The 23,926-nt window shown below is 70.6% G+C and carries 18 protein-coding genes and 1 tRNA gene; 17 read left to right on the top strand and 2 right to left on the bottom strand.

Annotated features, from left to right (window positions below; all coding sequences use genetic code 11):
* Positions 1 to 49: 49 nt before the first annotated feature.
* The 7 genes from B2K11_RS02040 to B2K11_RS02010 all read left to right on the top strand — a co-directional run bounded on the left by B2K11_RS02040 (position 50) and on the right by B2K11_RS02010 (position 9,749).
* Complete coding sequence (locus B2K11_RS02040) at positions 50 to 1,177, top strand: hypothetical protein (RefSeq protein ID WP_163616333.1); 1,128 nt, start codon at positions 50 to 52, stop codon at positions 1,175 to 1,177.
* 58 nt (positions 1,178 to 1,235) lie between these two features.
* Positions 1,236 to 1,931, top strand: coding sequence for an endonuclease NucS (gene nucS, locus B2K11_RS02035; protein ID WP_163616331.1), 696 nt, complete (start codon positions 1,236 to 1,238; stop codon positions 1,929 to 1,931).
* Positions 1,932 to 2,045: 114 nt separating this feature from the next.
* Positions 2,046 to 4,976 (top strand): glycosyl hydrolase, encoded by a 2,931-nt coding sequence (locus B2K11_RS02030; RefSeq protein ID WP_163616329.1) that lies wholly within the window; start codon positions 2,046 to 2,048, stop codon positions 4,974 to 4,976.
* Positions 4,977 to 5,026: 50 nt separating this feature from the next.
* Positions 5,027 to 5,524: a MarR family transcriptional regulator gene (locus B2K11_RS02025; RefSeq protein ID WP_163616328.1), complete on the top strand. Its 498-nt coding sequence runs from the start codon at positions 5,027 to 5,029 to the stop codon at positions 5,522 to 5,524.
* 57 nt (positions 5,525 to 5,581) lie between these two features.
* Positions 5,582 to 6,301 carry an HAD hydrolase-like protein gene (locus B2K11_RS02020; RefSeq protein ID WP_163616326.1) on the top strand — a complete coding sequence of 240 codons (720 nt, stop codon included), beginning with the start codon at positions 5,582 to 5,584 and terminating at the stop codon, positions 6,299 to 6,301.
* On the top strand, positions 6,294 to 7,562 hold the full coding sequence (locus B2K11_RS02015; RefSeq protein WP_163616324.1) for a hypothetical protein: 1,269 nt from the start codon (positions 6,294 to 6,296) through the stop codon (positions 7,560 to 7,562). Before B2K11_RS02020 ends, B2K11_RS02015 begins: the two co-directional genes overlap by 8 nt.
* A 111-nt stretch (positions 7,563 to 7,673) precedes the next feature.
* Positions 7,674 to 9,749 carry a DUF2156 domain-containing protein gene (locus B2K11_RS02010; protein ID WP_163616322.1) on the top strand — a complete coding sequence of 692 codons (2,076 nt, stop codon included), beginning with the start codon at positions 7,674 to 7,676 and terminating at the stop codon, positions 9,747 to 9,749.
* A 137-nt stretch (positions 9,750 to 9,886) separates the two neighbouring features.
* Here B2K11_RS02010 and B2K11_RS02005 read toward each other — a convergent pair whose 3' ends face one another.
* Positions 9,887 to 10,093 carry a cold-shock protein gene (locus tag B2K11_RS02005; RefSeq protein WP_137845695.1) on the bottom strand — a complete coding sequence of 69 codons (207 nt, stop codon included), beginning with the start codon at positions 10,091 to 10,093 and terminating at the stop codon, positions 9,887 to 9,889.
* A gap of 356 nt (positions 10,094 to 10,449) precedes the next feature.
* Here B2K11_RS02005 and B2K11_RS02000 point away from each other — a divergent pair, with 356 nt between their 5' ends.
* The 3 genes from B2K11_RS02000 to B2K11_RS01990 all read left to right on the top strand — a co-directional run bounded on the left by B2K11_RS02000 (position 10,450) and on the right by B2K11_RS01990 (position 14,714).
* Positions 10,450 to 11,088 (top strand): GntR family transcriptional regulator, encoded by a 639-nt coding sequence (locus tag B2K11_RS02000; protein ID WP_163616321.1) that lies wholly within the window; start codon positions 10,450 to 10,452, stop codon positions 11,086 to 11,088.
* A 55-nt stretch (positions 11,089 to 11,143) separates the two neighbouring features.
* On the top strand, positions 11,144 to 11,635 hold the full coding sequence (locus B2K11_RS01995) for a GNAT family N-acetyltransferase (protein WP_163616319.1): 492 nt from the start codon (positions 11,144 to 11,146) through the stop codon (positions 11,633 to 11,635).
* 241 nt (positions 11,636 to 11,876) lie between these two features.
* Positions 11,877 to 14,714, top strand: a complete 2,838-nt coding sequence (locus tag B2K11_RS01990) for an alkaline phosphatase D family protein (protein WP_163616317.1) — start codon at positions 11,877 to 11,879, stop codon at positions 14,712 to 14,714.
* Positions 14,715 to 14,768: 54 nt separating this feature from the next.
* Here the strand turns inward: B2K11_RS01990 and B2K11_RS01985 are convergent.
* A tRNA-Leu gene (locus B2K11_RS01985) sits at positions 14,769 to 14,852 on the bottom strand.
* 158 nt (positions 14,853 to 15,010) lie between these two features.
* Here B2K11_RS01985 and B2K11_RS01980 point away from each other — a divergent pair.
* The 7 genes from B2K11_RS01980 to pknB all read left to right on the top strand — a co-directional run bounded on the left by B2K11_RS01980 (position 15,011) and on the right by pknB (position 23,917).
* Complete coding sequence (locus B2K11_RS01980) at positions 15,011 to 15,763, top strand: DUF3662 and FHA domain-containing protein (protein WP_163616315.1); 753 nt, start codon at positions 15,011 to 15,013, stop codon at positions 15,761 to 15,763.
* Positions 15,760 to 16,302, top strand: a complete 543-nt coding sequence (locus B2K11_RS01975) for an FHA domain-containing protein (RefSeq protein WP_163616313.1) — start codon at positions 15,760 to 15,762, stop codon at positions 16,300 to 16,302. Before B2K11_RS01980 ends, B2K11_RS01975 begins: the two co-directional genes overlap by 4 nt.
* 18 nt (positions 16,303 to 16,320) lie before the next feature.
* A complete protein-coding gene (locus tag B2K11_RS01970) occupies positions 16,321 to 17,559 on the top strand; it encodes a PP2C family serine/threonine-protein phosphatase (RefSeq protein ID WP_163616311.1) in 1,239 nt (412 codons plus the stop codon).
* Positions 17,556 to 18,950 carry an FtsW/RodA/SpoVE family cell cycle protein gene (locus B2K11_RS01965; RefSeq protein ID WP_163616309.1) on the top strand — a complete coding sequence of 465 codons (1,395 nt, stop codon included), beginning with the start codon at positions 17,556 to 17,558 and terminating at the stop codon, positions 18,948 to 18,950. Before B2K11_RS01970 ends, B2K11_RS01965 begins: the two co-directional genes overlap by 4 nt.
* Positions 18,950 to 20,416 carry a penicillin-binding transpeptidase domain-containing protein gene (locus tag B2K11_RS01960; RefSeq protein WP_163616307.1) on the top strand — a complete coding sequence of 489 codons (1,467 nt, stop codon included), beginning with the start codon at positions 18,950 to 18,952 and terminating at the stop codon, positions 20,414 to 20,416. The genes B2K11_RS01965 and B2K11_RS01960 overlap by 1 nt, the downstream gene beginning before the upstream one ends.
* The gene (locus tag B2K11_RS01955; protein WP_163616305.1) at positions 20,413 to 22,128 is read left to right on the top strand and encodes a serine/threonine-protein kinase; all 1,716 of its coding nucleotides are present in this window, start codon (positions 20,413 to 20,415) and stop codon (positions 22,126 to 22,128) included. The genes B2K11_RS01960 and B2K11_RS01955 overlap by 4 nt, the downstream gene beginning before the upstream one ends.
* 94 nt (positions 22,129 to 22,222) lie before the next feature.
* Positions 22,223 to 23,917: a Stk1 family PASTA domain-containing Ser/Thr kinase gene (pknB, locus tag B2K11_RS01950; protein WP_163616303.1), complete on the top strand. Its 1,695-nt coding sequence runs from the start codon at positions 22,223 to 22,225 to the stop codon at positions 23,915 to 23,917.
* The last annotated feature ends 9 nt before the right edge of the window (positions 23,918 to 23,926 follow it).

Raw genomic sequence — 23,926 nt, 5'->3', positions numbered from 1 at the left:
CCCACAGGGGCGAGGCGCGGCGGGCACCGGCCTCCATACCGTGTGAGGCATGAACCCTCTCACACGTTTGGTCCTGCTGCTCGTGGCCGCTGCCGGGGGTCTGGTCGTGGCGCTGCTCGGCGCCCTCCAGCTGCTCGCGCCGGGTGTCGTCGCCGACGGGGTCCCGCCCAGCCTGCTGGCCGCGTGGATCGGAATGCCGGCAGCCGGCGCCGTCGCGATCGCGGCGGGGCTCGCCGCCCTCGCCGTCGCCGCGGTCGCGCTTCGGGAACGGCGGTCGGTGACCTCCCGTCGGATGCGCACGATGCTCACGCTCATGGCCCTCGTCGTCGCACTCGTCGTGTCGACGCTGACGCCGGGGGGCACCATCCCCGTCGCCGGGTACTCGTTCGTTCTCGTCGTGGCCGCGGGAGTCGTCGCCACTCTGGTTCTCCTGGTGATCCGACGGCCGGTCGTAGGACTCGTCGTCGTCGCGGCCGTCGCGGGCGGCGTCGTGCTGGTGTCGCTGCGCCTGCCGACCGGGCTGTTCGCACAGATGGTGGTCGGCGGGCTGGCCCCGCGCATGCCGTTCCTCATGATCGCCCTGGCGCACCTGGTCACCGCCGGCGCCCTGGTCGCATGGACCGTCGGCGCTCCGCCGACCGCGGGCCGGTTCGACGCGTGGGCCCTCCGCCACCGCCGGCCGGTCACGGTGGCCGCCGCACTGTGCGCACTCCCGTACGTGGCGCTGCGCGCGTCGTGGCTCACGCCGTGGCCGCTTTTCGGGCCGGCCGATGTCGCCGAGCACCCCGACGTCCTCCTGACAGGACTGCTGCTCGGCTGCGCGATGCTGACCGGCGGCCTGCTGACGCTTCTCCTCGCCCTCCCCTGGGCGGATCGCTTCCCGCGCTGGCTCGGCTTGGTCGGCGGACGCGCCGTGCCCGTCGCGCTGGCCGTGATCCCCGCGAGCGTGGTCGGCGTACTGTTCACGGCCGGCGGCATCGAGCTCGTCGTCGCGACCGCCGGTTCGCTCGGGGTGCTCGAGGTGACGCTCGTCTTCCCGTTCTGGCTGTGGGGCCCGCTCCTCGTGCAGGCGACCCGCGGGTACGCGCTGCACCGCGCCGCCTCTGCCGACACCACCGCAGCCCCGAGCGAGCGGATGCCGCGGCCGCCGGCATCCACGATCTCCGAGGCCGCCTGACCGAGCACCGCCGCCCTGCCCAAGCCTGGACCGTCGCGGCCCGGGCTAGGCTCGTCGGGTGCGTCTCGTCATCGCCCGGTGCTCCGTGGACTACACGGGCCGGCTCAATGCCCACCTGCCGCTCGCGACCCGCCTGCTGGTGCACAAGGGCGACGGCTCGCTGCTGGTGCACTCCGACGGCGGCTCGTACAAGCCGCTGAACTGGATGAGCCCGCCGTGCCGGTTGGACGTGGAGATTCCGGATGCCGACTCCGCCGCGGCCGGAGTGCTCGAGCACTGGCGGGTCACGCACGCGAAGACCGGCGACGCACTGCTCGTGCGCATCTACGAGGTGCTGCACGACACGTCGCATGAGCTCGGCATCGACCCCGGCCTGCAGAAGGACGGCGTCGAGGCCGATCTGCAGCGCCTGCTCGCCGAGCAGGTCGACGTCATCGGCGACGGCCTGACTCTCGTGCGGCGGGAGTTCCCCACGGCGATCGGCCCCGTCGACCTCCTGCTCCGCGACCCCGAGGGCGGCACGATCGCCGTCGAGGTCAAGCGCCGCGGCGACATCGACGGCGTCGAGCAGCTGACCCGCTACCTCGAGCTGCTCGGCCGCGACCCGCACCTGGCGCCGGTGACCGGGGTCTTCGCGGCGCAGGAGATCAAGCCTCAGGCCAAGGTGCTGGCCGCGGACCGCGGCATCCGCTGCGTCACCCTCGACTACGAGGGCATGAAGGGCATCGAGTCCGGCGCCCCGCGCCTCTTCTGACCGTCGCCCGCCCTGCACCCACCGCGTGACAGCGGCGAGGGGTTGTGTGATGTCGTCAGGAAAGTACATACTGTCGCACAGACAGTTCTTGTCCTGACGAACGGATGCCGCGCAATGACGCTCGACGACTTCCGGCGCGCGATCGCCGAACCCGCCATCGACTTCCGCCCCGAGCTGCGGTGGTGGCTCGCGGAAGGGCTCCACAGCGATGCGACGCTGCGGCGGGAGATCGAGGACGCGCACCGCCTCGGCTTCGGCGGCATGGAGTTCCTCGCGATGGATGAGGGCGCGATCGACCACGCGCGCTACGGCTGGGGCTCGGAGGAGTGGGTGCACGACTCGCAGATCGTGGTCGAGGAGACCACGCGCCGCGGCATGTCGGTGAGCTTCACGTCGGGCACGAACTGGTCCAACGCGAACCTCCCGACGATCGACCCCGACCAGCAGGCTGCCGCGCAGGAGCTCGACGTCGTGCACGAGACGCTCTCAGCCCGTCAGGCGCGCAGCGGGCCGCTCCCGCGGAGCGACCTCGAGGCTCCGATCGCCGAGACGACGCTGCCTGGCCATCGCGGCACCATCACGCAGCAGCACCTCGTCGCCGTGGTGGCGGCGCGCGTCGCGGGCGACGGGCTGCTGGATGCGGCATCCGTCATCGATCTCACCGCGGAGGTCGACGGTGAGGCTCTGGAGTGGACCGCGCCAGGTGGCGAAGGCGAATGGCGCCTGTTCGCCTACTGGATGCACGGCACGGGACAGACCGCCTCACCCTCCGCCAGTGTCAACTACACCGTCAACTACCTCGACCGCGACGGCGTGGACGCCGTCATCGCCTACTGGGATGACGTGGTGCTGACGCCCGCCCTGCGAGCCGAAGTCGCCCGCAACCCGCGCGCGCAGATGTATATGGACTCGCTCGAGCTCTCGACCTTCGGCGCCGGCGGCATGTTCTGGGGCTTCACCGTCGCCGACGAGTTCCGCGCCCGGCGCGGCTACGACATCGCGTCGTGGCTGCCGTTCCTCACCCGCGACGCCCCCTTCATGGCGGTCTCGACCGTCTACCACCACGAGCCCGCCGACGAGGCCGACCGCGTCACCGTCGACAAGGTGCGGTTCGACTACGTGCGCACCCTCACCGACCTCTACATCGAGAACATGCTGCGCCCGTTCGCGGCGTTCCTGCACGAGGTCGGCATGACGCTGCGCGCCGAGATCAGCTACGGCCTGCCGTTCGAGCTGACCCGCCCCGGTCCCGAGGTCGACGGCATCGAGACCGAGTCCCTCGAATTCGGGGCGCAGATCGACGCGTACCGGCTGATGGCGGGCCCCGCGCATCTGTTCCGTAAGCAGTACTCGTCCGAGACCGGCGCGACGACGCGCAACCACATGCTCGACCACCGCTTCTACGACCAGATCATCGCGACGCAGCTGGCGGCGGGCATCACCAAGACCGTCCTGCACGGCTGGGCGAGTCCCGCCGGCGCCGAGGGCGTGACGGAGTGGCCGGGCCACGAGGGCATGTGGCCGATGTTCTCCGAGCGGTTCGACACCCGCCAGCCGGGATCGGAGTTCTACCCGCTGTGGACCGCCGCGATCGGGCGCCTGCAGTACGCACTGCGGCGCGGCCGGCCGCGCATCGACGTCGGCATCCTCCGCACCGACCACTTCACCGACAACCTCATCGGAATGGCGCTGATCGGCCCGAACGGCGAGCGCATCCCCGACGAGGTCGCCTACGGCACGATGTGGATGCGCGACCGCGAGAACCACTGGTGGCAGGACCTCGGCATGCAGGACGCGGGCATCACCTACGAGTTCTTCGACGGCTCGCTGCTCCTGCGAGACGACGTCTCGTTCGACGGTGACGAGGTGCAGCCCGGCGGCCCGGGCTACCGCGCGCTCGTCGCCTACCAGAGCACCCTCGACGCCGACGTGGCCGCGCACCTCCTCACCTGGGCGCGCCGCGGTCTGCGGCTCGTGATCGTCGACGGCGCCCGCGAGCTCGAGTCGCTCATGGCCGGACGCCACCGCACCCACGGGCTCGCGGCATCCGCCACCCCCGGTCTCGACGGGCGGGACGACGAGCTCGCCGCGATCATGGCGGACCTGCGACGGATGCCGGGGGTCCGCGTCACCGCACCCTCCGACGTCGTCGCGGCCCTCGACGACCTGGGCGCCGGGGGCCGGGCGCGGTTCGTCGATGACGACCCCCACGTGCTCACCCACCTGCGCCGAGACGGCGACCTCATGGTGCTGTACGCGTACCACTTCCTCTACGAGACCGCGGAGCCGACGACGGTCGGGATCACGCTGGAGGGCACCGGCTCCACACACCGGCTCGACGTGTGGACGGGCGAGCTGCGCCCCCACCGCGGCGCGCGCCGCGACGGCCACCGCACGGTCGTCGAGCTCACGCTCGCGCCGGGAGAGGTGGCCGTCGTCGTCCTCGACAGGGCGTCGGATGCCCTGGACTCCGCCCCGCCGGCGACCACCGAGGTCGCCCGCGCCGAGCGGTGGCGCCTGATCGTCGAGAGCTGGGACGCCGGCGAGCCCGAGGTGCTGACGGAAGACCGCGGCCTCGGCTACGTCTCGCGCGAGGTCCGCCCGACCACCGCCGTCACGCGCCTCGACCCCGGCGAGACCGAACTCGCGCCCTGGTCCGAGATCCCCGCGGTCGGCCCCGACGTCTCGGGTGTCGGCGAGTACACCACGACGATCTCCGTCCCCGACGTGGAGACCGGCGTGCGCTACGTCCTCGACCTCGGCTCGACGTGCGGGGGACTGGGCTCGGTGCGCGTGGGCGACGGCCCGGCGCGGGGATTCGACACCGCGCACCCGGTCATCGACGTGAGCGGCGACATCCGTCCGGGCGAGAACGCTGTCACCGTGCGCGTCGGCAGCTCACTCAACAACCGCCTCCGCGCCCGCGGATACTATGAGCGCGTCCCCGACATCGGGGTGCAGCTCACCGGGGAAGAACGCACGCAGAACGCGGTCGTGCGCGAGTACGGCCTCGTCGGACCGGTGCTGCTGCTGCGCGAGGACTGATCCCGGCGCCGCCCACCCGGGTGGCCCGGCACCGAGAGGAACGAGGAACGATGGCCCGAGGTGACGTTGACCCGGGCGCCTCCGCCGACCTGAGTCCCGTCATCGGCGCCGACCCGCTCGACCTGCGTCTGTCGCTCGCGTCGATCGTGCACTGGGCCGACAGCACGGCCGTCCGCCGCGACGTGATGACGAAGGTCGCGTTCCCGATCGACGACATGGGCATGTTCCTGGTCGTCAATCAGCTCTCGTACAACGGCGCGATGCGCCCCGTCGAGCTCTCGCTCGCATTGGGCATGACGCCGACCAACATGAGCAAGATCGTCGGGCGGCTCGTGCAGGCCGGCCTCACGGTGCGCGTCGCCGCTCCCGACGACGACCGCGGTGTGCTGGTGGCGCTGACCGACGAGGGGCGCCGCATCGGCGAGCGCATCATGGCGACGGCCGAGACGAACATGGAGGCCCTCCTGGCCGACTGGTCGCCCGCCGAGCTGGATGATCTCCGGCGCATGATGGCGCGGCTCGCGCGCGTGCACCGGCGGGACCGCTGAGACCTCTCCACGGGAGCCGGCGCGGAGCGGCGGTCGCCTGGCGAATAGGCTGGTGGCATGCCGAGACGATCGCCGTGGACCTGTGTGCTGTGGGACGTGGACGGAACGATCGTCGACGCGTCCGAAGGCATCCTCCGCCGCCTCACGATCGCTCTCGAGCACTTCGGCAGGCGCCCGCCGACCCGCGCCGAGCTCGTGCACTGGATCGGACCGCCGATGTACGACTCGTTCCAGGTCAACGTCGGCATGACGCCCGAGCAGGCGACCGAGGCCGTCGCCTTCTACCGCGGCCTCAACAAGATCGACGGCTACTCGACGGGTGCCAAGCTCTTCCCCGGCATGGGTGAGCTGATCACGGATGTCGCAGCCGCCGGCATCCCGCAGGCCACCGCCAGCTCGAAGCCCGAGGTGCAGGTCGTCGCCCTCATGGACCACTTCGACCTCTCGATGTCGCTCACCGCCATCGTCGGCGCCACGCAGGACGAGAAGACCCTCAGCGCCAAGGCCGACATCGTCGCCGAGGCGCTGCGCCGGCTCGCCGCGGCGGGGGTCGACACCAGCCGTCCGGTGCTCGTGGGCGACCGGCACCACGATGTCGAGGGCGGGGCCGCCCACGGCGTGCCGGTGATCTTCGTGCGATGGGGCTTCAGCTGGCCGCACGAGTCCGAGGGTGCGCAGGCCGCCGTCGACGACGTCGATCAGCTTCGCGCACTGCTGCTGTTCGGCGAGACCGCGCGGGAGACCGCCGACGACGCCGTCGTGGGCGCCGATGGCTGAGCTCTCCACCGCGATCGTCGGGTGGCTCGTGCCGGCCCTGGTCGTGTTCGGCGTGACGGCGATCGCCGTCGCCGTCCTGGTGTGGGCGGTGCGGCGGGCACGGCGCTCGCCTCGCGCCCGCGCTGCGGCCGAGCAGACCCGGGCGAAGGCCGGTGCCACCCTCGTGCGGCTCGACGACGAGGTCGGCGAGCTCGACCTCGAGGTCGCGCTCTCGGGAGCGCTCTACGGCGGGGATGCGCCGTCGTCGCTCCGGCGGGCGCGCCTCACCGCGCAGCACGTCCGCGACGACGCGTTCGAGGATTACCGCGCGATCAGCGACCCCGCCGTCGCCCCCGCCGAGGTGCGCCGCGTCTCGGCACGCATCGACAAGCGTGCCGGCGAAGCCCTCGCCACGGTGGCCGCCGCGCGCCGGGAGCACGGCGCGTGGGTCACCGCGCATGTGTCGGCCGCGGGCCAGATCGATGCGACCCGCCGCCGACTGGCCGAGCTGCGTGCGTCGATGGGCGACCCGGCCGCGCTGGTCGCAGAGCTGTCGTCGCGCTTCGCCGAGGAGGAATGGCACACCGCCTCGCGTTCCGCGCATGCGGCCCTGTCGCAGGTCGCCGTCGCCGAGCGGCACCTCGACGCCGCCGCCGCGCGCGCCGCCGACGCCTCGCTGAGTGCGCTGCCCGATCTCGCCGCCGCCGAACGGGCGCTCCGCCAGGCCGAAGCCGACGCGCGCAACCTCGAAGAGACGCACCGCCTCGTCCTGCAGGCGGCGCAGGCCGCTCCCGGCGAGATCGCGGCGGCGCGCGCCGCCCTGCGCCAGGCGTCCGTGACCCGCGAGCACCTCGCCGCCCCCGAAGCCGAACGGCTGGGCGGTGAGCTCCGCGCCATCGAGCAGGAACTCACCGGCATCGAGACGGATGCCGCGCGCCGCCCGACCCGCACGGTCGACGCCATCGCGCGCCTGCGCAGTCGCCTCGACCTCGCCCTCGGGGACGCCCGCACCGCGCAGCAGCGCCTGCGGAGCGCGCGCACGGCGCTGCCCGGAACCCTCGCCGCCGCGCGCGGCGCACTCGCACAGACCGAGGCATCCGTCTCCCGTGCTCATGCCGGCGCCGACGCGAGGTCGCGACTGCTCTCGGCCCAGCGCGAGCTGGCCCAGGCCCGCCAGGCCGAGGACCCGGTCGCCGCCCTCGACGCGGCGCGGCGCGCGATGCGCGATGCCGAGGACGCGAGGGCCCTGGCCGACTACGCCCATCTCTCGCCCGGACACTGAGCAGCGGGAGAGGTCCCGGTCGTTGAGCGAGGGAGCGCCAGCGACCGAGACGAAACGCCCCGAGCCGCCCTACCACGCGGGAGCTGGACGGCCCGCCGCTATCGTGATCGCATGAGCGACGGGGCGACTCACCGACCGAACCGCGTGCTTGCGGGCATGCGACGCGTGCCCGGCACGCTGACGATGGTCGCGCTGATCCTCGTGGTCGGCGTGGTGTGGCAGGGGCTGTGGCGGCCCTTCGAGGAGTCCGACCTCTATGACCTCGTCGCATACGGACTGCCCGCCTTCGAGGCAGGTCGCTGGTGGACGCCGATCACCGGCACCTTCTTCGTGAACCAGCCCTGGGTGTACGTCTTCACGATCTCGGGATTCGCGGGCATGGCGTATCTCGAGTTCCGCCGCGGGCCGCGCGTCGCGCTCGCGTATTACTGGGTCGGCCAGCTCTTCGCGATCTTCGCGACCGCCCTGCTGCTGTGGGGCTTCTCGCAGCTGCCGTGGGCGTGGGCCCAGACGCAGGCCGCGACGCTCGACGTCGGCGCATCCGGTGGCACGATGGCGTGCGTCGCCGCCGCGATCGGCCTGTTACGGAGCCCCTGGCGAGTGCGGGCATGGCTGGTGCTGCTCGGCTTCGTCTTCGTCGCGATGCTGTTCTGGGGAACCCTCGCCGACCTCGAGCACCTGCTCGCCGTGCTGCTCGTGCTGTTCGTCGACCGGTCCCTGCGCATCCAGCGCACGACGATCCGCGAGCAGCGCCTCATCTCCTTCATCGCCGTACTCGTGCTGGGCGCGGTCCAGATCGTCACCATCCTCGTGCCCACCGATGGTCCCTTCGGCCCGACGGAGCCGGTGTCCGGCGGCTTCATCGACTTCGCCATCGACACCGTCGTGATCCTGGTCGTCGCCAACGGATTGCGCAGAGGCCGCCGCTGGAGCTGGGTCGTGGCGGTGATCCTCGCCGCCGTCAACGTGCTGACCGCCCTGCTCGTGCTCGTGGTGATCATCGTGGCAAGCGAGGCGCAGCTCGAGGCGGCGATCGACGGCGAGACCGAGCTCGCACTCGCGAGCGGCGCGATGTGGCTGCTGATGCTCGTCTACCTGATCCTGGTGCGCCGGGCGTTCCGCGCCCGCCGCCGATCGACGCTGGGCCGGCAGCCCGCGCCGCAGGTCGACGACGTCAAACAGATGCTGCACGCCGACGGCGGTGGCACGCTGTCGTGGATGACGACGTGGGAGGGCAACAGCTACGCGCGCACCGCAGACGGCATCGTCGCCTACCAGCGCCGCGCCGGCGTCGCCCTGGCCCTTGCAGACCCGCTCGGGCCGGTCGCGTCGCGCGCGGCATCCGTTCAGGAGTTCATCCAGGATGCCGAGCGCGCAGGGCTCGTCCCCTGCTTCTTCAGCGCCGACGAGGCGACGCGGGCCGCGGTGCCGGTCTCGTGGCGCAGCCTCGTCGTGGCCGATGACACCATCGTGGACCTGCCGGGCCTCGAGTTCACCGGCAAGCGGTGGAACTCGGTGCGCACCGCGCTCAACCGCGCGGGGCGCGAGGAGATGACCTTCCGGATGACCCGGCTGCAGGACGAGCCGTGGGGCGTGCAGCAGCAGCTGCGCGCGATCTCCGAGATGTGGGTCGGCGACAAAGGGCTGCCCGAGATGGGGTTCACGCTCGGCACCCTCGTCGAGGCCGAGGACCCGGAGGTGCGCCTGGCCTTGGCCATCGCGCCGAACGGCGATGTCGACGGCTTCCTGTCGTGGCTGCCGGTGTACGGGTCCGCGGGCGCCGTGCGGGGCTGGACGCTCGACCTCATGCGCCGCCGCGAGGGCGGCTTCGGCCCCGTGATGGAGTACCTCATCGGCTCGTCCGCGAGGCACTTCAGCGAAGAGGGCGCCGAGATCTTGTCGCTTTCAGGAGCGCCGCTCGCCCACGACTACCCACCGGACGCCGGCATGATCGCGGCCCTGAGCGACAGGCTCGCCGAGGCGCTCGAGCCCGTCTACGGCTTTCGGTCGCTGCACCGGTTCAAGCAGAAGTTCCATCCCCGGTACGAGACCATGTACCTGCTGTTCCGCGACGAGAGCGACCTCACCCGGATCGGCGGCGCGCTCACGCGGGCGTTCCTGCCGGACGCGACGCTGCGACAGTTTGCGGGGGCGGGCATCGAACTGGTGAGGGGCGACCGCGACTAGCGTCGATCGGCGCCCGAGTCGACCCGCACACGGCACGCCAGCTCACGCGGTGTGAGCAGGCGCGACGAAGCCGCGGCACCCGCTTCAGAGAAGCGGGACACCGCGGCTTCGACCGCGTGAAGCGATCGATCCGCCGATCAGATCGGGCGGATGTTCTCGGCCTGGAGACCCTTGGGTCCCTGCGCGATCTCGAACTCGACGCGCTGGTTCTCTTCGAGCGAGCGGTAACCGCTCGACTCGATCGCGCTGTAGTGCGCGAAGACGTCTGCGCCGCCTTCATCGGGAGCGATGAAGCCGAAGCCCTTCTCGGAGTTGAACCACTTGACGGTGCCCTGCGTGCTCATTACTTGCCGTTCTTCGTTGATCTCCCCGCGATTGCGGCGATTGACTCCAACGTAGTGAAGACGCGCGCGCGCGGCGAGACCCTTCTCGGAAGGTGACACAAATGTTGCAGACCGGAGGGCAGCCGTTTCCCATCGTACGCCCGGGCTGAGCATGGCTCGAAAGCCCGGGCGTCGACGGATCCCCCCGGATAGGCCACGCCGAAACGTGGACGGATTCATCGTACCGATATATCAGCGCAAGAGCGAGGGTCGGATGCCGTGAAATGCGCCGCTTCGGAAACCGCGGATCGCCGGCATTCGCGGCCGCCTCGAGTCGTGTATGCGTGTGAATCCTTCGGCGTACACTTGTGCCACCCATGACTGCCCCCTTCCTCCCGCTCGAGCCGAGCCGCGCCGCCCTCGGAGACGAGGTGTACGTGCGACTGGGCGAAGCGATCCTCGACGGCCGCCTCGCGCCGGGCGAGCGACTGCGCGACCAGGAGCTGGCCGAATGGCTCGGCGTCTCGCGCACGCCGGTGCGCGAAGCGCTGCAGCGGCTCGAGCGCGTGGGCCTGGTGGAGGTGTCACCCCACCGCTACACGCGGGTGTCGCAGCCGAACGACAAAGCCGAGGCCGACACGTTCGAGCTGGTGGCTTACAACATGGGGATGGCCGTGCGCATGGCGGTCGCCCGTTGCAGCGACGACACCCTCGCCAGTGCCGTCGACCGTCTGGACGACGTGATCGCCGCGTCCCGCGCCGATGACCACACCGGCCTCGCACGCGCCAGCCACGCGTTCTTCGCCGTCGTCACGAGGGCGACCGACAACATCGCGCTCATCCAGTTCATCCGCGAGTACGAGATCGCGATCCGGCGCAACATCGCCGGGTGGCGGCCGTTCATCGAGTGCCCGCTGGGCCGGACGGCGGCCTACGAGCAGTTCCGCGAGGCCTTCATCCGACGTGACGGGCATCACGCCGAAGAAGTGCTGCGCCGCATCCACGGCTTCGTCTGAGCCCACATGCCGCGCGCTCTTCTCCGTGACGGATGCCGTGGCTAGCGTGGGGCTCGTGAACCACATCGAGCTGCGGGCGCTGGATGACGACGACCTCGACGCGATCTTCGAGATGATGCGCGATCGCGAGGCCATCGCCATGGCCGCGTTCACCGCTCAGGATCCCGACGACCGCGCCGCGTTCGATTCGTGGATCGCCCGCGAGCGCGCCGCTGGGGACGTCCTCTCCTTCGTGGTCACCGAGAACGGCGGCTTCGCCGGCACCGCGGCCTCGTTCACCATCGACGGCGACCGCGAGGTCACGTTCTGGATCGCCCGTCACGCGTGGGGCCGCGGCGTCGCGACCGCGGCGCTGCGTCTGCTGATCTCGCGCGAGCCGATCCGCCCGCTGTTCGCGCGCGCCGCCGCCCACAACGCCGCGTCGATCGCCGTGCTGCAGAAGGTCGGGTTCACCGAGGTGTCGCGCAACGTCGACTACGCCCCGGGCGTCGGCCGCGAGATCGAGGAGATCGTCTTCACCCTGCCACCGACCCTCGACGGTGCCTGAGCACTTGTATTGACACGACACTGACACCCTGAGGGAGTTGTTCACCTTCGCGCGCCGATAATCGCCGGTCTGCACGAACAGGCCCGTGAACACGGGTCGAACATGTCTCGACAACTCGCGCGGCGCGTTGAAACGCACCGCCGACGCTCCGAAGACTGGCAGCGCGCCCGGTACCCGCCGGTCGCAGCGGTCCTCGCAGGCCGACGCCCGCGCCCACGCGCGCACATCCCCAGGAGCACACGTGACCCGCAAGCCCCCGCCCACATCGTCCGCCTCCGGCGCCTTCACCACGGGCCGCCGCGGCTTCCTCCTGGGAGGCGCGGCAGCAGCGGCGGCCGCCGTGGTCCTTCCCAGCACTCCGGCGCTCGCGGTGACGTCCCTCCGCGCGGCCGTGCTCGAGTACCGGGACCCCTGGACCAACGCCACCGGCCTCGCCGAACTCCTGCGCAAGGCGGGGGTCACGGTCGTCGACCTGGACCCGGCGAAGTCCGCCACCGAGCAGGGCGTCGAGCTCATCGCCTTCGGCACCTTCACCAACAACGCTCCGACGTACGGCGCGTACATCACCACGCACGCCGACTCGATTCGTGCCTTCGTCGAGGCGGGCGGCGTCGTGCTCGACATGGCGCAGTCCGACCAGTACCACTCCACGGTGTCGTATCTGCCGGCGCCGCTCGGCGCCACCCGGAACGACACCGACTACGACACGATCCACCCGGTCGCTCTCGACCACCCGCTCGTCTCGCACCTGCGCGTGTCGGACGGCAAGGTCTTCACCGGCAGGTCGACGCAGATCCGCGTCAGCTGGGAATCGCTGCTCGACTGGCGGCGCATGCGCGTGCTGCTCGCGTGCACCGCGACCGGCCGCCCGCCGGCACTCCTGGAAGGCGCACACGGCCGCGGGCGCTTCCTGCTGACGAGCCTGACCATCGACAAGTGCTACAACGCGACCGGCGCGCCCATCCAGCCCGCGGGCGCCGTCGCCGACAGCGAGATGTTCTTCACCGCCCTCGCCTCGTACGTGCAGACCGTGATCGCGGGCACCGCTCCCGAGGTCGTTCCGACGCTGCAGCCGATCGCCGGCCCGCTCGTCGGTGACACCGGCACCGAGCACTCGCGGATCCTCTTCCGCCCCGGCGACGACCTCCTGGACCGAAGCCTCTGGGTGTGCGCCTTCACGCCCGAGCATGGCGAATCGGGCACGGTCCAGGCATCCGTGTCAGCCGCCAACGACAGCACCGTGCTGTTCGACCTGCAGGGCCTCCGACCGCAGACCGCCTACACATACTCGATCACCCCGGCGGGCGAGCCCATCCCCGGGCTCGACATCAGCGGCTCCTTCGTGACGGCGGCACCGGAGAACAAGCCGGCGAAGCTCGTCATGGGCCTCGGGTCCTGCGTGTGGACCGAGTCCAACCACATCTGGGATCGCATCCGTGCCGAAGGCTGCGAGGCGTTCGTCATGCTGGGTGACACCCCCTACATCGACAGCACCAACCTCGTGACGGCGCGGTCGAAGCAGCGGGGCTTCCTCCAGGTGCCTCAGGTGAACGCGGTGACGCGCTCGATGCCGATCTGGGCGACGTGGGACGACCACGACTTCGGGGGCAACGACGTGCACGGCGACCTCGCGGGCAAGCGGAACAACCGCACGGCCTTCGTCGACTACCGCGCCAACGCGACGTTCGGCCACGACCTCGCGGGCATGCCGCTCACCGTGCGCACCGAGGCCGGCGAGGGGATCTACACGTCGTTCCGCCGGGGCCCGATCGAGTTCTTCGTGCTCGACCCCCGCTGGTTCAGCCGCACCGAGCAGAGCTGGGCCGACTCCGCGAAGACCACGGCCATCGGCCGCGTCCAGTGGGAGTGGCTGCAGCAGAAGCTGCTGGCCAGCACGGCGACCTTCAAGTGCCTGGCCACGGGCATGATCTGGGACGACAAGCAGAACGGCGAGTCGGACGACTGGGGAACGTACGCGCACGAGCGCGACATGATCCTCGACTTCGTCAAGGAGAACCGCATCGGAGGAGTGTTCCTGCTCGGGGGCGACATCCACGTCTCGCGCGCACTCGACTACGGGCACCGCGTCGGCTACGACGAGTTCTGGCAGTTCATCGTCAGCCCGATGCACAGCTCGGTGATCCCGAGCCTCAACGTGCCGCATCCGTCACTCGTGCACAGCGCGGTCGAGCCGCATGTGTTCGTTCGCCTCGAGGTCGACACGACGGTCAAGCCGGAGACGCTCACCGCGACGTGGATCAACCGCGACGGCGCGCGCATCTTCGAGGTCTCCACCGACAGCGAGCGCTTGTCACCCCAGGACGCGTGGGTGGCCTTCGAGGGCGCCGTCGAGGTCGTCCCGGGCGAGGCGACCATCGTGACCACCGCATTCACGAACAACTCGGCGAAGCGCATGCACTCGATCGCGGTCGACCTGCGCGTTCCGGCCGGATGGAGGGTCGAGGCGACGTCGCCGGCAGAGTTCGATGAACTCGCCCACGGGGAGCTCGTCCGCACGACCTGGGCCGTCACCGCTCCGGCCGACGCCGCTGCCGGCAGCGCCGAACTGTCCGTCACAGGCACGTACAAGCCGCGTCGCTCGGAGGGAACGGTCTCGGCCGCCGGCGCCGTGAACGTGCTGCCGGCCGGCGTGATTCCGCGGTCGCGCCTGTCGATCGCGGGCGTGAGCAGCGAGGAGGCGCCCGGGGATGCCGCGGTCAGGGCGATCGACGGAAACCCCGCGACCTTCTGGCACACGCGATGGTCGTCGCAGGTGCCGGCGTATCCGCACTGGATCACGCTCGACCTTGGCAGTGAGCACTCGGTGGAAGGACTCGGTCACCTGCCACGCCAGGTCGGCACCAACGGGCGCATGAAGGGGTACGAGATCTACCTCTCGAACGACAACGCGACCTGGGGCTCGGCCGTTGCGGCCGGCGCGTTCCCCGACGGCACCGCCCAGACCAACGTGCCCTTCGCGGCGACGCGGGCGCGCTACGTGAAGCTCGTCGGCCTGTCGAGCCAGCAGGGCGGCGTGTGGGGCGGAGCAGCCGAGCTGACGGTCTTCGGGCGCCGCTGACACATCGGGATACGGAGAAGGGCTCCCCTTCCGGGGAGCCCTTCTTGCGCTGTGTGCGCGAGGGGGGAGTTGAACCCCCACGCCCTTTCGGGCACTGGCACCTGAAGCCAGCGCGTCTGCCTATTCCGCCACTCGCGCGAGCCACGGCATCCGAAGATCCCGCGAAACTCAACTTGCCGAGGATATCATGCGTCGCGGCCTGCTTCTAACTCGGCCCGGTCGCGAGCGTGGTCCATCGCCGGCACAGGCTGTGCAATTAGCATGTAGCAACCGGCATCCCCCTCCAGAGGAGCTCCGTGGGACTACTTGACAGCTTCGAGAAAGGTCTCGAACGCGCTGTGAACAGCGCGTTCGCGAAGACCTTCCGCAGCGGCATCCAGCCTGTCGAGATCGCGTCCGCCCTGCGCAGCGAGCTCGACAAGAAGGCGGCTGTGGTCAGCCGCGACCGCATCCTCGCACCCAACACGTTCACCGTCCGGCTGTCGCCTGCCGACGACGACCGCATCTCGGCGCTCGGCGACGCGCTCACGCACGAGCTCGACACGCTCGTGCACGCGCATGCGAAGGCCCAGGGCTACTCGTTCGCCGGTCCGGTGACGATCTCGCTGCGACGCGACGACGACCTCTCCACCGGCACGCTGCGGGTCGAGTCCTCGACGGCGCAGGGCGGGCGGGTCGCCTGGCGCGGTGTGGTGGATGTCGAGGGCCGCCGCATCCCGCTCACCAAATCACGCACGGTCATCGGCCGCGGCAGCGACGCCGACATCACCGTCGCCGACTCGGGCACCAGCCGCAAGCACGTCGAGATCCTGTGGGACGGCGAGCGCGCCATGGTCCGCGATCTGGGCTCGACGAACGGCACGCTGCTCGACGGCCGCAAGGTCGGAGAGGCCGCGCTGCCGCCGGATTCGACCGTCCGCATCGGCCGCACCGACATCGTGTTCCGGGTCGTCGCGCAGGCCTCGACGCCCCGCCCCCCGGCACCCGTCGACGACGCCACACGGGCCTTCGACGCCTACGACGCGCAGGAGAGGGGGCCGCTGGCATGAGCGAGCTCACCCTGCTGCTGCTGCGCATCGGATTCCTGGTCCTGCTGTGGGCGTTCGTCTTCGCCGTCGTGTATTCGCTGCGTGCCGACCTGTTCGGCGTGAAGGTGCGCCGGATGCCGGATGCCGCAGTCGCGGCCGCTTCGACAGGCTCTGCGACCGGGGGAGGCGCTGCCGGCGCCTCGTTGACAGGGCCCGCCGCCTCGGGCTCGGCGGCGCCCGCACAGCCGGGCGGGCCCGCGACCACCGCGGCCGTGTCGCGCATCGTCATCACGAGCGGCCCGAAGACGGGACTCGAGCTCCCCCTCGGCAACGAGCCGCTCACGATCGGGCGCTCGAGCGAGTCGGGGCTCGTCATCCGCGACGACTACACCTCGAGCCACCACGCCCGCCTGGTGCTGTGGGGCGACCAGTGGATGATCCAGGACCTCGACTCGACGAACGGCACCTGGCACGACGGCGCCCGCGTCACCGCTCCCGTCCCCGTGAACATCGGCGCACCGATCAAGGTCGGCGCGACGACGTTCGAGCTGCGGAAGTAGCGGGCGGACCCCTCGCATATGGTCTTTCAGGGCTCGAGCGCCGCCATCTCGCACACCGGCAAGGTGCGCTCCAACAACCAGGACTCGGGCTACGCCGGCTCGAACCTGTTCGTCGTCGCCGACGGGATGGGCGGCCACGCCGGCGGTGACGTCGCCTCGAGCATCGCCATCACGCGCCTGCAGGCGCTCGACCGCCCCTACGACTCGACGTCCGATGCCGAGCGGGCGCTGGGCGACGCGATATCGGATGCCGCGGTCGACCTCGCCGACACGGTCAACCTCCGTCCCGAGCTCGCCGGCATGGGCACGACCGTCAGCGCGCTGATCATGGTCGACGACTACGCCGTCATCGCCCACATCGGCGACTCGCGCATCTACCTGTACCGCGACGGCGCCCTCACGCAGATCACCACCGACCACACGTTCGTGCAGCGCCTCGTCGACTCGGGCCGCATCACGCCCGAAGAGGCCCGGTACCACCCGCGGCGCTCCGTGCTGATGCGCGTGCTCGGCGACATGGACACCGATCCAGAGCTCGACACATTCATCATGCCGACGCAGCCGGGCGACCGGTGGCTGCTGTGCTCGGACGGGCTCTCGGGCGTCGTCGACGACCCGCACACCGCCAAGGCGATGGGTCTCGGGCTCGCCCCCGGCCGCACCGCCGACAGCCTCCTGAAGCAGGCCCTCGACGGCGGCGCCCCCGACAACGTCACGATCGTCATCGTCGACGTCGGCGGGCAGCATCCGCTCTTCTCCGGCACGCCCACGATCGTGGGGTCCGCCTCCAACCCGACCGGCGTCGAGGTGCCCGCGGCGCGTCCCGGACGCACCAGCTGGCTGCACCCCAACCGGCAGGCGGCGAACGAGCCCACGCACTTCGAGCCCGCCGCGGAGTTCCTCGAGGAGCTCATCGAGGAAGACCGCCGACGTGCGCGCCGCCGCCGGATCGGATGGATCGTCGGGCTGGCTCTCGTGCTCGTCATCCTCGCCGGCGCCGCCTGGCTCGGCTACCAGTGGACGCAGACGCGCTACTACGTGGGCGCGGATGAGGACACCGTCGTGATCTATCAGGGCGTGCAGCAGAACATCGGGCCGATCTCGCTGTCGACGCCGTACGAGGACACCGAGATCCCCCTCGATTCGCTGTCGGACTTCGCCCGTGCGACCGTGGAGGGGACGATCTCGGCGAACTCGCTCTCTCACGCGCGCCAGATCGTGTCCGGAATCAGCGACCTGTCGGGAGGAGGCGGATGAGCGCCTCCACGAGCACGCCGACGGACGCCGTCTCGACCGACACCGCGGTGGTGCGGGCGCTGCGCCGCATCCGCGTGCCGCAGACGCAGCGCAACCGCGAGCTGGCCCTGCTGGTCTTCGCGTTCGCGATCAACGGCTCGGCGATCGCGCTCGTCCAGCTCGGCGCGCTCGGTGCCATCGACTGGACCTTCCTGGTGTACTGCGGCGGCCTCACCGCCCTCGTGATCGCGCTGCACATCCTGCTGCGCCTGCGCGCCCGCGCGGCCGATCCGTTCGTCGTGCCCATCGCGACGCTCCTCACGGGGCTGGGCCTCGCCATGATCTACCGGCTCGACCTCCAGTGGGAGCGCCACGGGTGGGAGGCGTACTCGACGCGGCAGCTCGCGTGGGCGGCGATCGCCCTGATCGCGGCGATCCTCGTGGTGATGTTCCTGCACAACTACCGCGTGCTGTTCCGCTACACGTACATCTTCGGGTTCGTCGGCATCGTGCTCCTGGTGCTTCCGGTGATCCCCGGGCTGAGCGGCGGCGGCAACGCCGACGTGTGGGTCGACCTCGGCATCTTCACGTTCCAGCCGGGCGAGCTCGCCAAGATCGCCCTCGCCATCTTCTTCGCCGGTTACCTCGTGCGCACCCGCGAAAGCCTCACGTCGACCGGCACCCGGTTCCTCGGCATGACGTGGCCGCGCGCACGCGAGCTGGGCCCGCTGCTGGTCATCTGGCTCATCTCGCTCGGCATCATCGTGCTGCAGCGCGACCTCGGCACCGGCGTGCTCATCTTCGGCATGTTCGTCGCCATGCTCTACGTCGCGACGGGCAAGACCAGCTGGGTGCTCATCGGCGTGGTGCTCGCGGTGTCGGGTGCGTTCCTCGCGTCCCGGATCCTCCCGTACGTGGGCGCGCGGTTCACCAACTGGCTGGATGCCTTCAACCCCGCGCTGATGGACAACTCCAGCTTCCAGCTCGTCAACGGCATCTTCGGCATGGCCAGCGGCGGCCTGCTGGGCACCGGGCTCGGGCAGGGGCGGCCGTACCTGACGCCGGTCGCGGAGAGCGACTACATCCTGCCGGCCCTCGGCGAGGAGCTCGGCCTCATCGGCGTGTTCGCCATCCTCTGCCTGTACATGGTCTTCACGAGCCGCGGCATCCGCATCGGCCTGGCCGGACAGGACGACTTCGGCAAGCTGCTCGCCACCGGCCTGTCGTTCACGATCGCGCTGCAGGTGTTCATCATGGTCGGCGGCGTCACCCGCCTGATCCCCCTCACCGGCCTCACGACGCCGTTCCTCGCGGCGGGCGGTTCGTCGCTCGTGGCGAACTGGATCATCGTGGCGCTGCTGCTGCGGATCTCGGACGCCGTCCGCAGCCGGCCCAGGGTGGTGATCGGCTGATGACGAAGGAACTGCGGCGGCTCAGCATCCTGATGCTGGTCATGTTCCTCGCGCTGTTCGGGTCGACGAGCTGGATCCAGGTCATCCAGACCGATCAGCTCGCGGCCAACTCCGCCAACCGCCGGGCGCTGTACGACTCGTTCGAGGTGCAGCGCGGCTCGATCATCGCGAGCGGCTCTGCCATCGCGTCGTCGGTGCCGTCGGACGACGTCTACAGCTGGCAGCGGGTGTACACGGATGCCGACATGTGGGCGCCCGTGACGGGCTACATCAACCCCGCACTCGGCCCCGGTTCCGTGACCGGCATCGAGCAGGCGATGAACCAGGAGCTCAGCGGCACGGCGGGATCGCAGTTCTTCTCGCGCGTCGAGCGGATCTTCACCGGACAGCCGCCACGGGGCTCCAACGTGGTGCTGTCGCTGGACGCCGACGTGCAGCGCGCCGCCTACGAGGCGCTCGGCGACCTGCAGGGCGGAATCATCGCGATCGAGCCGGCCACAGGCCGCGTCCTCGCGATGGTCACCAGCCCGAGCTTCGACACCAACGTGCTCGCGTCGCACGCGACCGACGGGGTGAATGCGGCGTACGACGCCCTCGTGGCCGATCCCGGCAAGCCGCTGTCGAACCGTGCCATCGCCGGGGATCTGAACCCGCCCGGCTCGACGTTCAAGCTCGTGGTCGCCTCGGCCGCGCTCGCGTCGGGCGACTACACGCCCGAGTCGACGCTGCCGAACCCCGCGACCTACCAGCTGCCGCAGTCCAGCAGCATCGTCCACAACGCCAGCGGCGGCACGTGCGGCGGCGGCGACACGGTGACCCTCGCGGACGCGCTGCGGCTGAGCTGCAACATCCCCTTCGCCGAACTCGCGGTGGAGCTCGGCGACACCGCGATCCGCGAAGAGGCGGAGAAGTACGGATTCAACCAGTCGGTCGAGATCCCGCTCCTGTCGACGCCCTCGGGCTACCCGCGGACGATCCAGGATGACGCCCAGACCGCGCTGAGCGGATTCGGCCAGGGCCAGGTGACGGCGACGCCGCTGCAGATGGCGATGGTGTCGGCCGGCATCGCGAACGGCGGGATGGTCATGAACCCCCGAATGGTGGACCGTGTGATCGGCCCGGACCTGTCGGTTCAGAAGACCTTCGACGACAGTGAGTTCGGGCGTGCGCTCGACGGCAGCCTCGCAGACGAGCTGGTCACGATGATGGTGGCCAATGTCAGTGACGGTGCTGCGTCGGGTGCAAGAATAGACGGGGTCGACGTGGCCGGGAAGACCGGTACCGCGGAGAACACCGGGGACGAGCCGTATACCCTCTGGTTCACAGGGTTCGCCCCGGCCCAGAATCCCGAAGTCGCGGTCGCAGTGGTCGTGGAGGACGGCGGCAGGCAAGGACAATCGGGAAGCGGCAACACCATCGCCGCTCCTATCGCGAAGAAGGTCATGGAGGCGGTGCTGGGCAAATGAGACCGACGCAGGGCGTGACCTTCGGCGGCCGATACGAACTCGATTCGCGCATAGCGATCGGCGGCATGGGCGAGGTCTGGGAAGCGACCGACCACGTCATCGGACGGACCGTCGCCATCAAGATCCTCAAAGACGAGTACATGGGAGATCCGGGGTTCCTGGAGCGCTTCCGTGCAGAGGCCCGCCACGCGGCGCTCGTGAACCACGAGGGCATAGCGAGCGTGTTCGACTACGGCGAGGAGGCCGGCAGCGCCTTCCTCGTCATGGAGCTCGTGCCCGGTGAGGCGCTTTCGACGATCCTCGAGCGCGACACCTCTCTCTCGACCGACAAGACGCTCGACATCGTCGCGCAGACGTCGGCGGCACTGCAGGCCGCCCACGCGGCCGGCCTCGTGCACCGCGACATCAAGCCGGGCAACCTGCTCATCACCCCCGACGGTCGAGTGAAGATCACCGACTTCGGCATCGCACGCATCGCCGACCAGGTCCCGCTGACCGCCACCGGTCAGGTGATGGGCACCGTGCAGTACCTGTCGCCCGAGCAGGCCTCGGGGCACCCGGCATCCCCCGCCACCGACATCTACTCGCTCGGGATCGTGGCCTACGAATCCCTCGCGGGCAAGCGCCCGTTCACGGGCGAGTCGCAGGTCGCGATCGCGATGGCGCAGATCAACGAGCAGCCCGCGCCGCTGCCCGCCACGGTCGCCACGCCGGTGCAGAACCTCGTGATGGCGATGATCGCGAAGAAGCCCGACGAGCGCCCGGCTTCGGCTGCCGCCGTCGCACGCGCCGCCACGGCGCTGCGCCGCGGCGATGTGGCTGCGGCCGCCGCCGCCGTCCCGGCGATCGCCGGCATCGTCGCAGCCGATGCGGCGACGCAGCTTCTCACGTCGGGCTCCGACACGTCCGACGCGACGCAGATCATGCCGGCACCTGGTGAAGAGGGCGCCGAAGGGGAGGGCGAGAAGAAGAAGCGCAGCCCGTGGACCTGGCCCTTGATCGCCCTCATCGCCCTGCTGCTGCTCGTGCTGATCGGCACGATCTGGGCGGTGTTCGCCGCGAACCGGGACGAGCCGGGCCCCAGGACGAGCACGACCACGACTGCGCCGTCGGTGACCCCGTCCGACACGCCGACTCCGACGCCCACCACGGCGAACGTGGTCGCTGCGGACTATGTGGGGCAGGACTGCGCGACAGCATCCGCGGCGCTCGACGCGCTCGGTCTCGGCGCCAGCTGCACCGAGGGCAACGCCGCGCCGGACGAGGCCAGCCAGGGCAGGGTGTACGACGTGAGCCCCACGGGGAACGTCCAGAAGGGCACCGTCATCGAGCTGACGACGTATGCCGGCCAGGTGCCGATGCCGGCGCCCAACAGCCCGACTTTCCAGGGCTCACCTGCCTCAGTCGCCCCCGGCGGGGCGCTCACCGTGATGTGGGACGGCTACACCTGCCCCTCGGGGACGGGATCGGTCAGCGCCTACACCTTCACCGTCCAGAACGGCACGATCGCGAACGGCCCGAGCTTCCCGCAGAACGCGCGCTCCGCGCAGGTGACGGCGGGCGATGCCGCAGGACAGACGGTCATCGTCACCTACAACGTGACGTGCAGCGGTGGCACCGCCGGCAACCGCACGTCGGGTACGTCGGGTGAGGCCACTGTGCTCATCCAGGCTGCTCCGGCGCCCGACCCGTCGCCGACGCCGACCCCGTGAGCCGAGCTGAGTGAATGCGCCGAGCGGGTCGCGCGACACGCGTGACCCGCTCGGCCTCGGCTAGGGTGGCTGATGTTCCAGGCAGGGAGTGACCGTGACAGCTGAGCCGCGTGTGCTTTCGGGGCGCTATCGCATCGACGAGCCCATCGGCCGGGGCGGCATGGCGAGCGTCTACCGCGGATACGACCTGACGCTCGGCCGCCAGGTCGCGATCAAGATCCTCGACCGGGAGCTGGCCGACGACAACGCGTTCCGCACCCGGTTCCGCCTCGAGGCGCAGGCCGCCTCGCGCATGGCGCACCCGACGATCGTGCGGGTCTACGACGCCGGCGAGGACTCCCGCACCGCGCCCGACGGCACGGTGCGCCCCGTCCCGTTCATCGTGATGGAGCTGGTCCAGGGGCGTCTGCTCAAGGACATCGTCTCGGCGGGCCCGGTTCCGGTCACGGATGCCGTCCGCTACGTCGACGGCATCCTCGAGGCTCTCGAGTACTCGCACCGCGCCGGCGTCGTGCACCGCGACATCAAGCCGGGCAACGTGATGGTGACCGACGCCGGCCAGGTCAAGGTCATGGACTTCGGCATCGCGCGCGCGGTGTCCGACAGTTCGTCGACCGTGGCCGAGACCACGCAGATCCTCGGGACGGCGGCGTACTTCTCGCCGGAGCAGGCGAAGGGCGAGCCCGTGGACGCCCGCGCCGACGTGTACTCGACGGGCGTCGTGCTGTACGAGCTGCTCACCGGCCGCCAGCCGTTCCGCGGCGATTCGCCGGTTGCGGTGGCGTACCAGCACGTGAGTGAGGCGCCGGTGCCGCCGTCCGAGGTGAACGAGACGGTGCCTCGGGCCCTCGACACAGTGGCGCTGCGCGCCCTCGCCAAGGATCCGTTCCAGCGCTACCAGGATGCCGCGGGCTTCCGCGAGGCGCTCGACGCGACCGTCGACGGCCGCCAGCCGTCGAAGCGGCAGGTGGGCGCGCTCACCAGCGAGCTGTACGGGCCCAACCCTCGGCAGGCCGCCGAGACCGCGCGGTCGCTGCGCCAGCTCAGCACCGACACCACGATGAAGCGCACCCAGGCCGGCCCGCCCGTCGCGTGGATCTGGGCGGGCGTGGCATTGCTGGCGGTGCTCCTCATCTCGCTGCTGTTCTGGGTGCTCTCCATCCAGCCGCGTGACGACCTGCCCACGAATGTCCGCGAGGTGCCCGACGTGTCGGGCATGACCTACGAGCGGGCCAACGAGACCCTGGCCGACGCCGACCTCCGGGCGATCCGCGTCGACGAGGAGAACGCCGAAGTCGCCGCCGGCAATGTCATCCGCACCGAGCCGGGGGAGGGCACGTCGGTGGAGGCCGACCAGCAGATCAGCGTCTACGTCTCCACCGGGCAGCAGATGTCGACCGTGCCGCCGCTGATGGGACTCGGACAGGATCTCGCGACCTCGGCGATCACCGGCGCCGGCCTGCAGCTCGGCACCGTGACGTCGCAGAACGACAAGGATCTCGCCGCCGGCACCGTGATCTCGAGCGACCCGGTCGACGGCGCCAACGTCGCCGCCGGCACCATGGTGAACCTCGTCGTGGCGTCCGGCCGCGTGGCGATCGACGACGTGCGTGGCTATACCGTGGACGCCGCCACCCGCGAGCTCGAGGACGTGGGACTCATCGTGACCGCGCAGGAGGACCCGAACTGCCCAGGGGCCGATCCGCGGATCGTGCAGTCTCAGTCCCTCACCCCGGGCGACGTGCCGGTGCACTCGCAGATCACGCTCACCTACTGCACCGGGTCCTAGCCCGCTGCG

This window comes from Microbacterium sp. B35-30 (assembly GCF_010634855.1).
In the GTDB taxonomy this organism is placed as follows: Bacteria; Actinomycetota; Actinomycetes; order Actinomycetales; family Microbacteriaceae; genus Microbacterium.
The sequence above is the reverse complement of the archived record's forward strand: the minus strand, read 5'-3'. Positions and strand labels throughout refer to the sequence as shown.

Excerpts from the sequence above, each read along its gene's own strand:
- B2K11_RS02000 (WP_163616321.1), top strand. The coding sequence starts at position 10,450 with ATGACTGCCCCCTTCCTCCCGCTCGAGCCGAGCCGCGCCGCCCTCGGA.
- B2K11_RS01955 (WP_163616305.1), top strand. The coding sequence starts at position 20,413 with ATGAGACCGACGCAGGGCGTGACCTTCGGCGGCCGATACGAACTCGAT.
- B2K11_RS02030 (WP_163616329.1), top strand. The coding sequence starts at position 2,046 with ATGACGCTCGACGACTTCCGGCGCGCGATCGCCGAACCCGCCATCGAC.
- B2K11_RS02015 (WP_163616324.1), top strand. The coding sequence starts at position 6,294 with ATGGCTGAGCTCTCCACCGCGATCGTCGGGTGGCTCGTGCCGGCCCTG.
- B2K11_RS01975 (WP_163616313.1), top strand. The coding sequence starts at position 15,760 with ATGAGCGAGCTCACCCTGCTGCTGCTGCGCATCGGATTCCTGGTCCTG.
- B2K11_RS01965 (WP_163616309.1), top strand. The coding sequence starts at position 17,556 with ATGAGCGCCTCCACGAGCACGCCGACGGACGCCGTCTCGACCGACACC.
- B2K11_RS02005 (WP_137845695.1), bottom strand. The coding sequence starts at position 10,093 with ATGAGCACGCAGGGCACCGTCAAGTGGTTCAACTCCGAGAAGGGCTTC.
- B2K11_RS02025 (WP_163616328.1), top strand. The coding sequence starts at position 5,027 with ATGGCCCGAGGTGACGTTGACCCGGGCGCCTCCGCCGACCTGAGTCCC.
- B2K11_RS02010 (WP_163616322.1), top strand. The coding sequence starts at position 7,674 with ATGAGCGACGGGGCGACTCACCGACCGAACCGCGTGCTTGCGGGCATG.
- B2K11_RS01970 (WP_163616311.1), top strand. The coding sequence starts at position 16,321 with ATGGTCTTTCAGGGCTCGAGCGCCGCCATCTCGCACACCGGCAAGGTG.
- B2K11_RS02020 (WP_163616326.1), top strand. The coding sequence starts at position 5,582 with ATGCCGAGACGATCGCCGTGGACCTGTGTGCTGTGGGACGTGGACGGA.
- B2K11_RS01960 (WP_163616307.1), top strand. The coding sequence starts at position 18,950 with ATGACGAAGGAACTGCGGCGGCTCAGCATCCTGATGCTGGTCATGTTC.
- B2K11_RS02040 (WP_163616333.1), top strand. The coding sequence starts at position 50 with ATGAACCCTCTCACACGTTTGGTCCTGCTGCTCGTGGCCGCTGCCGGG.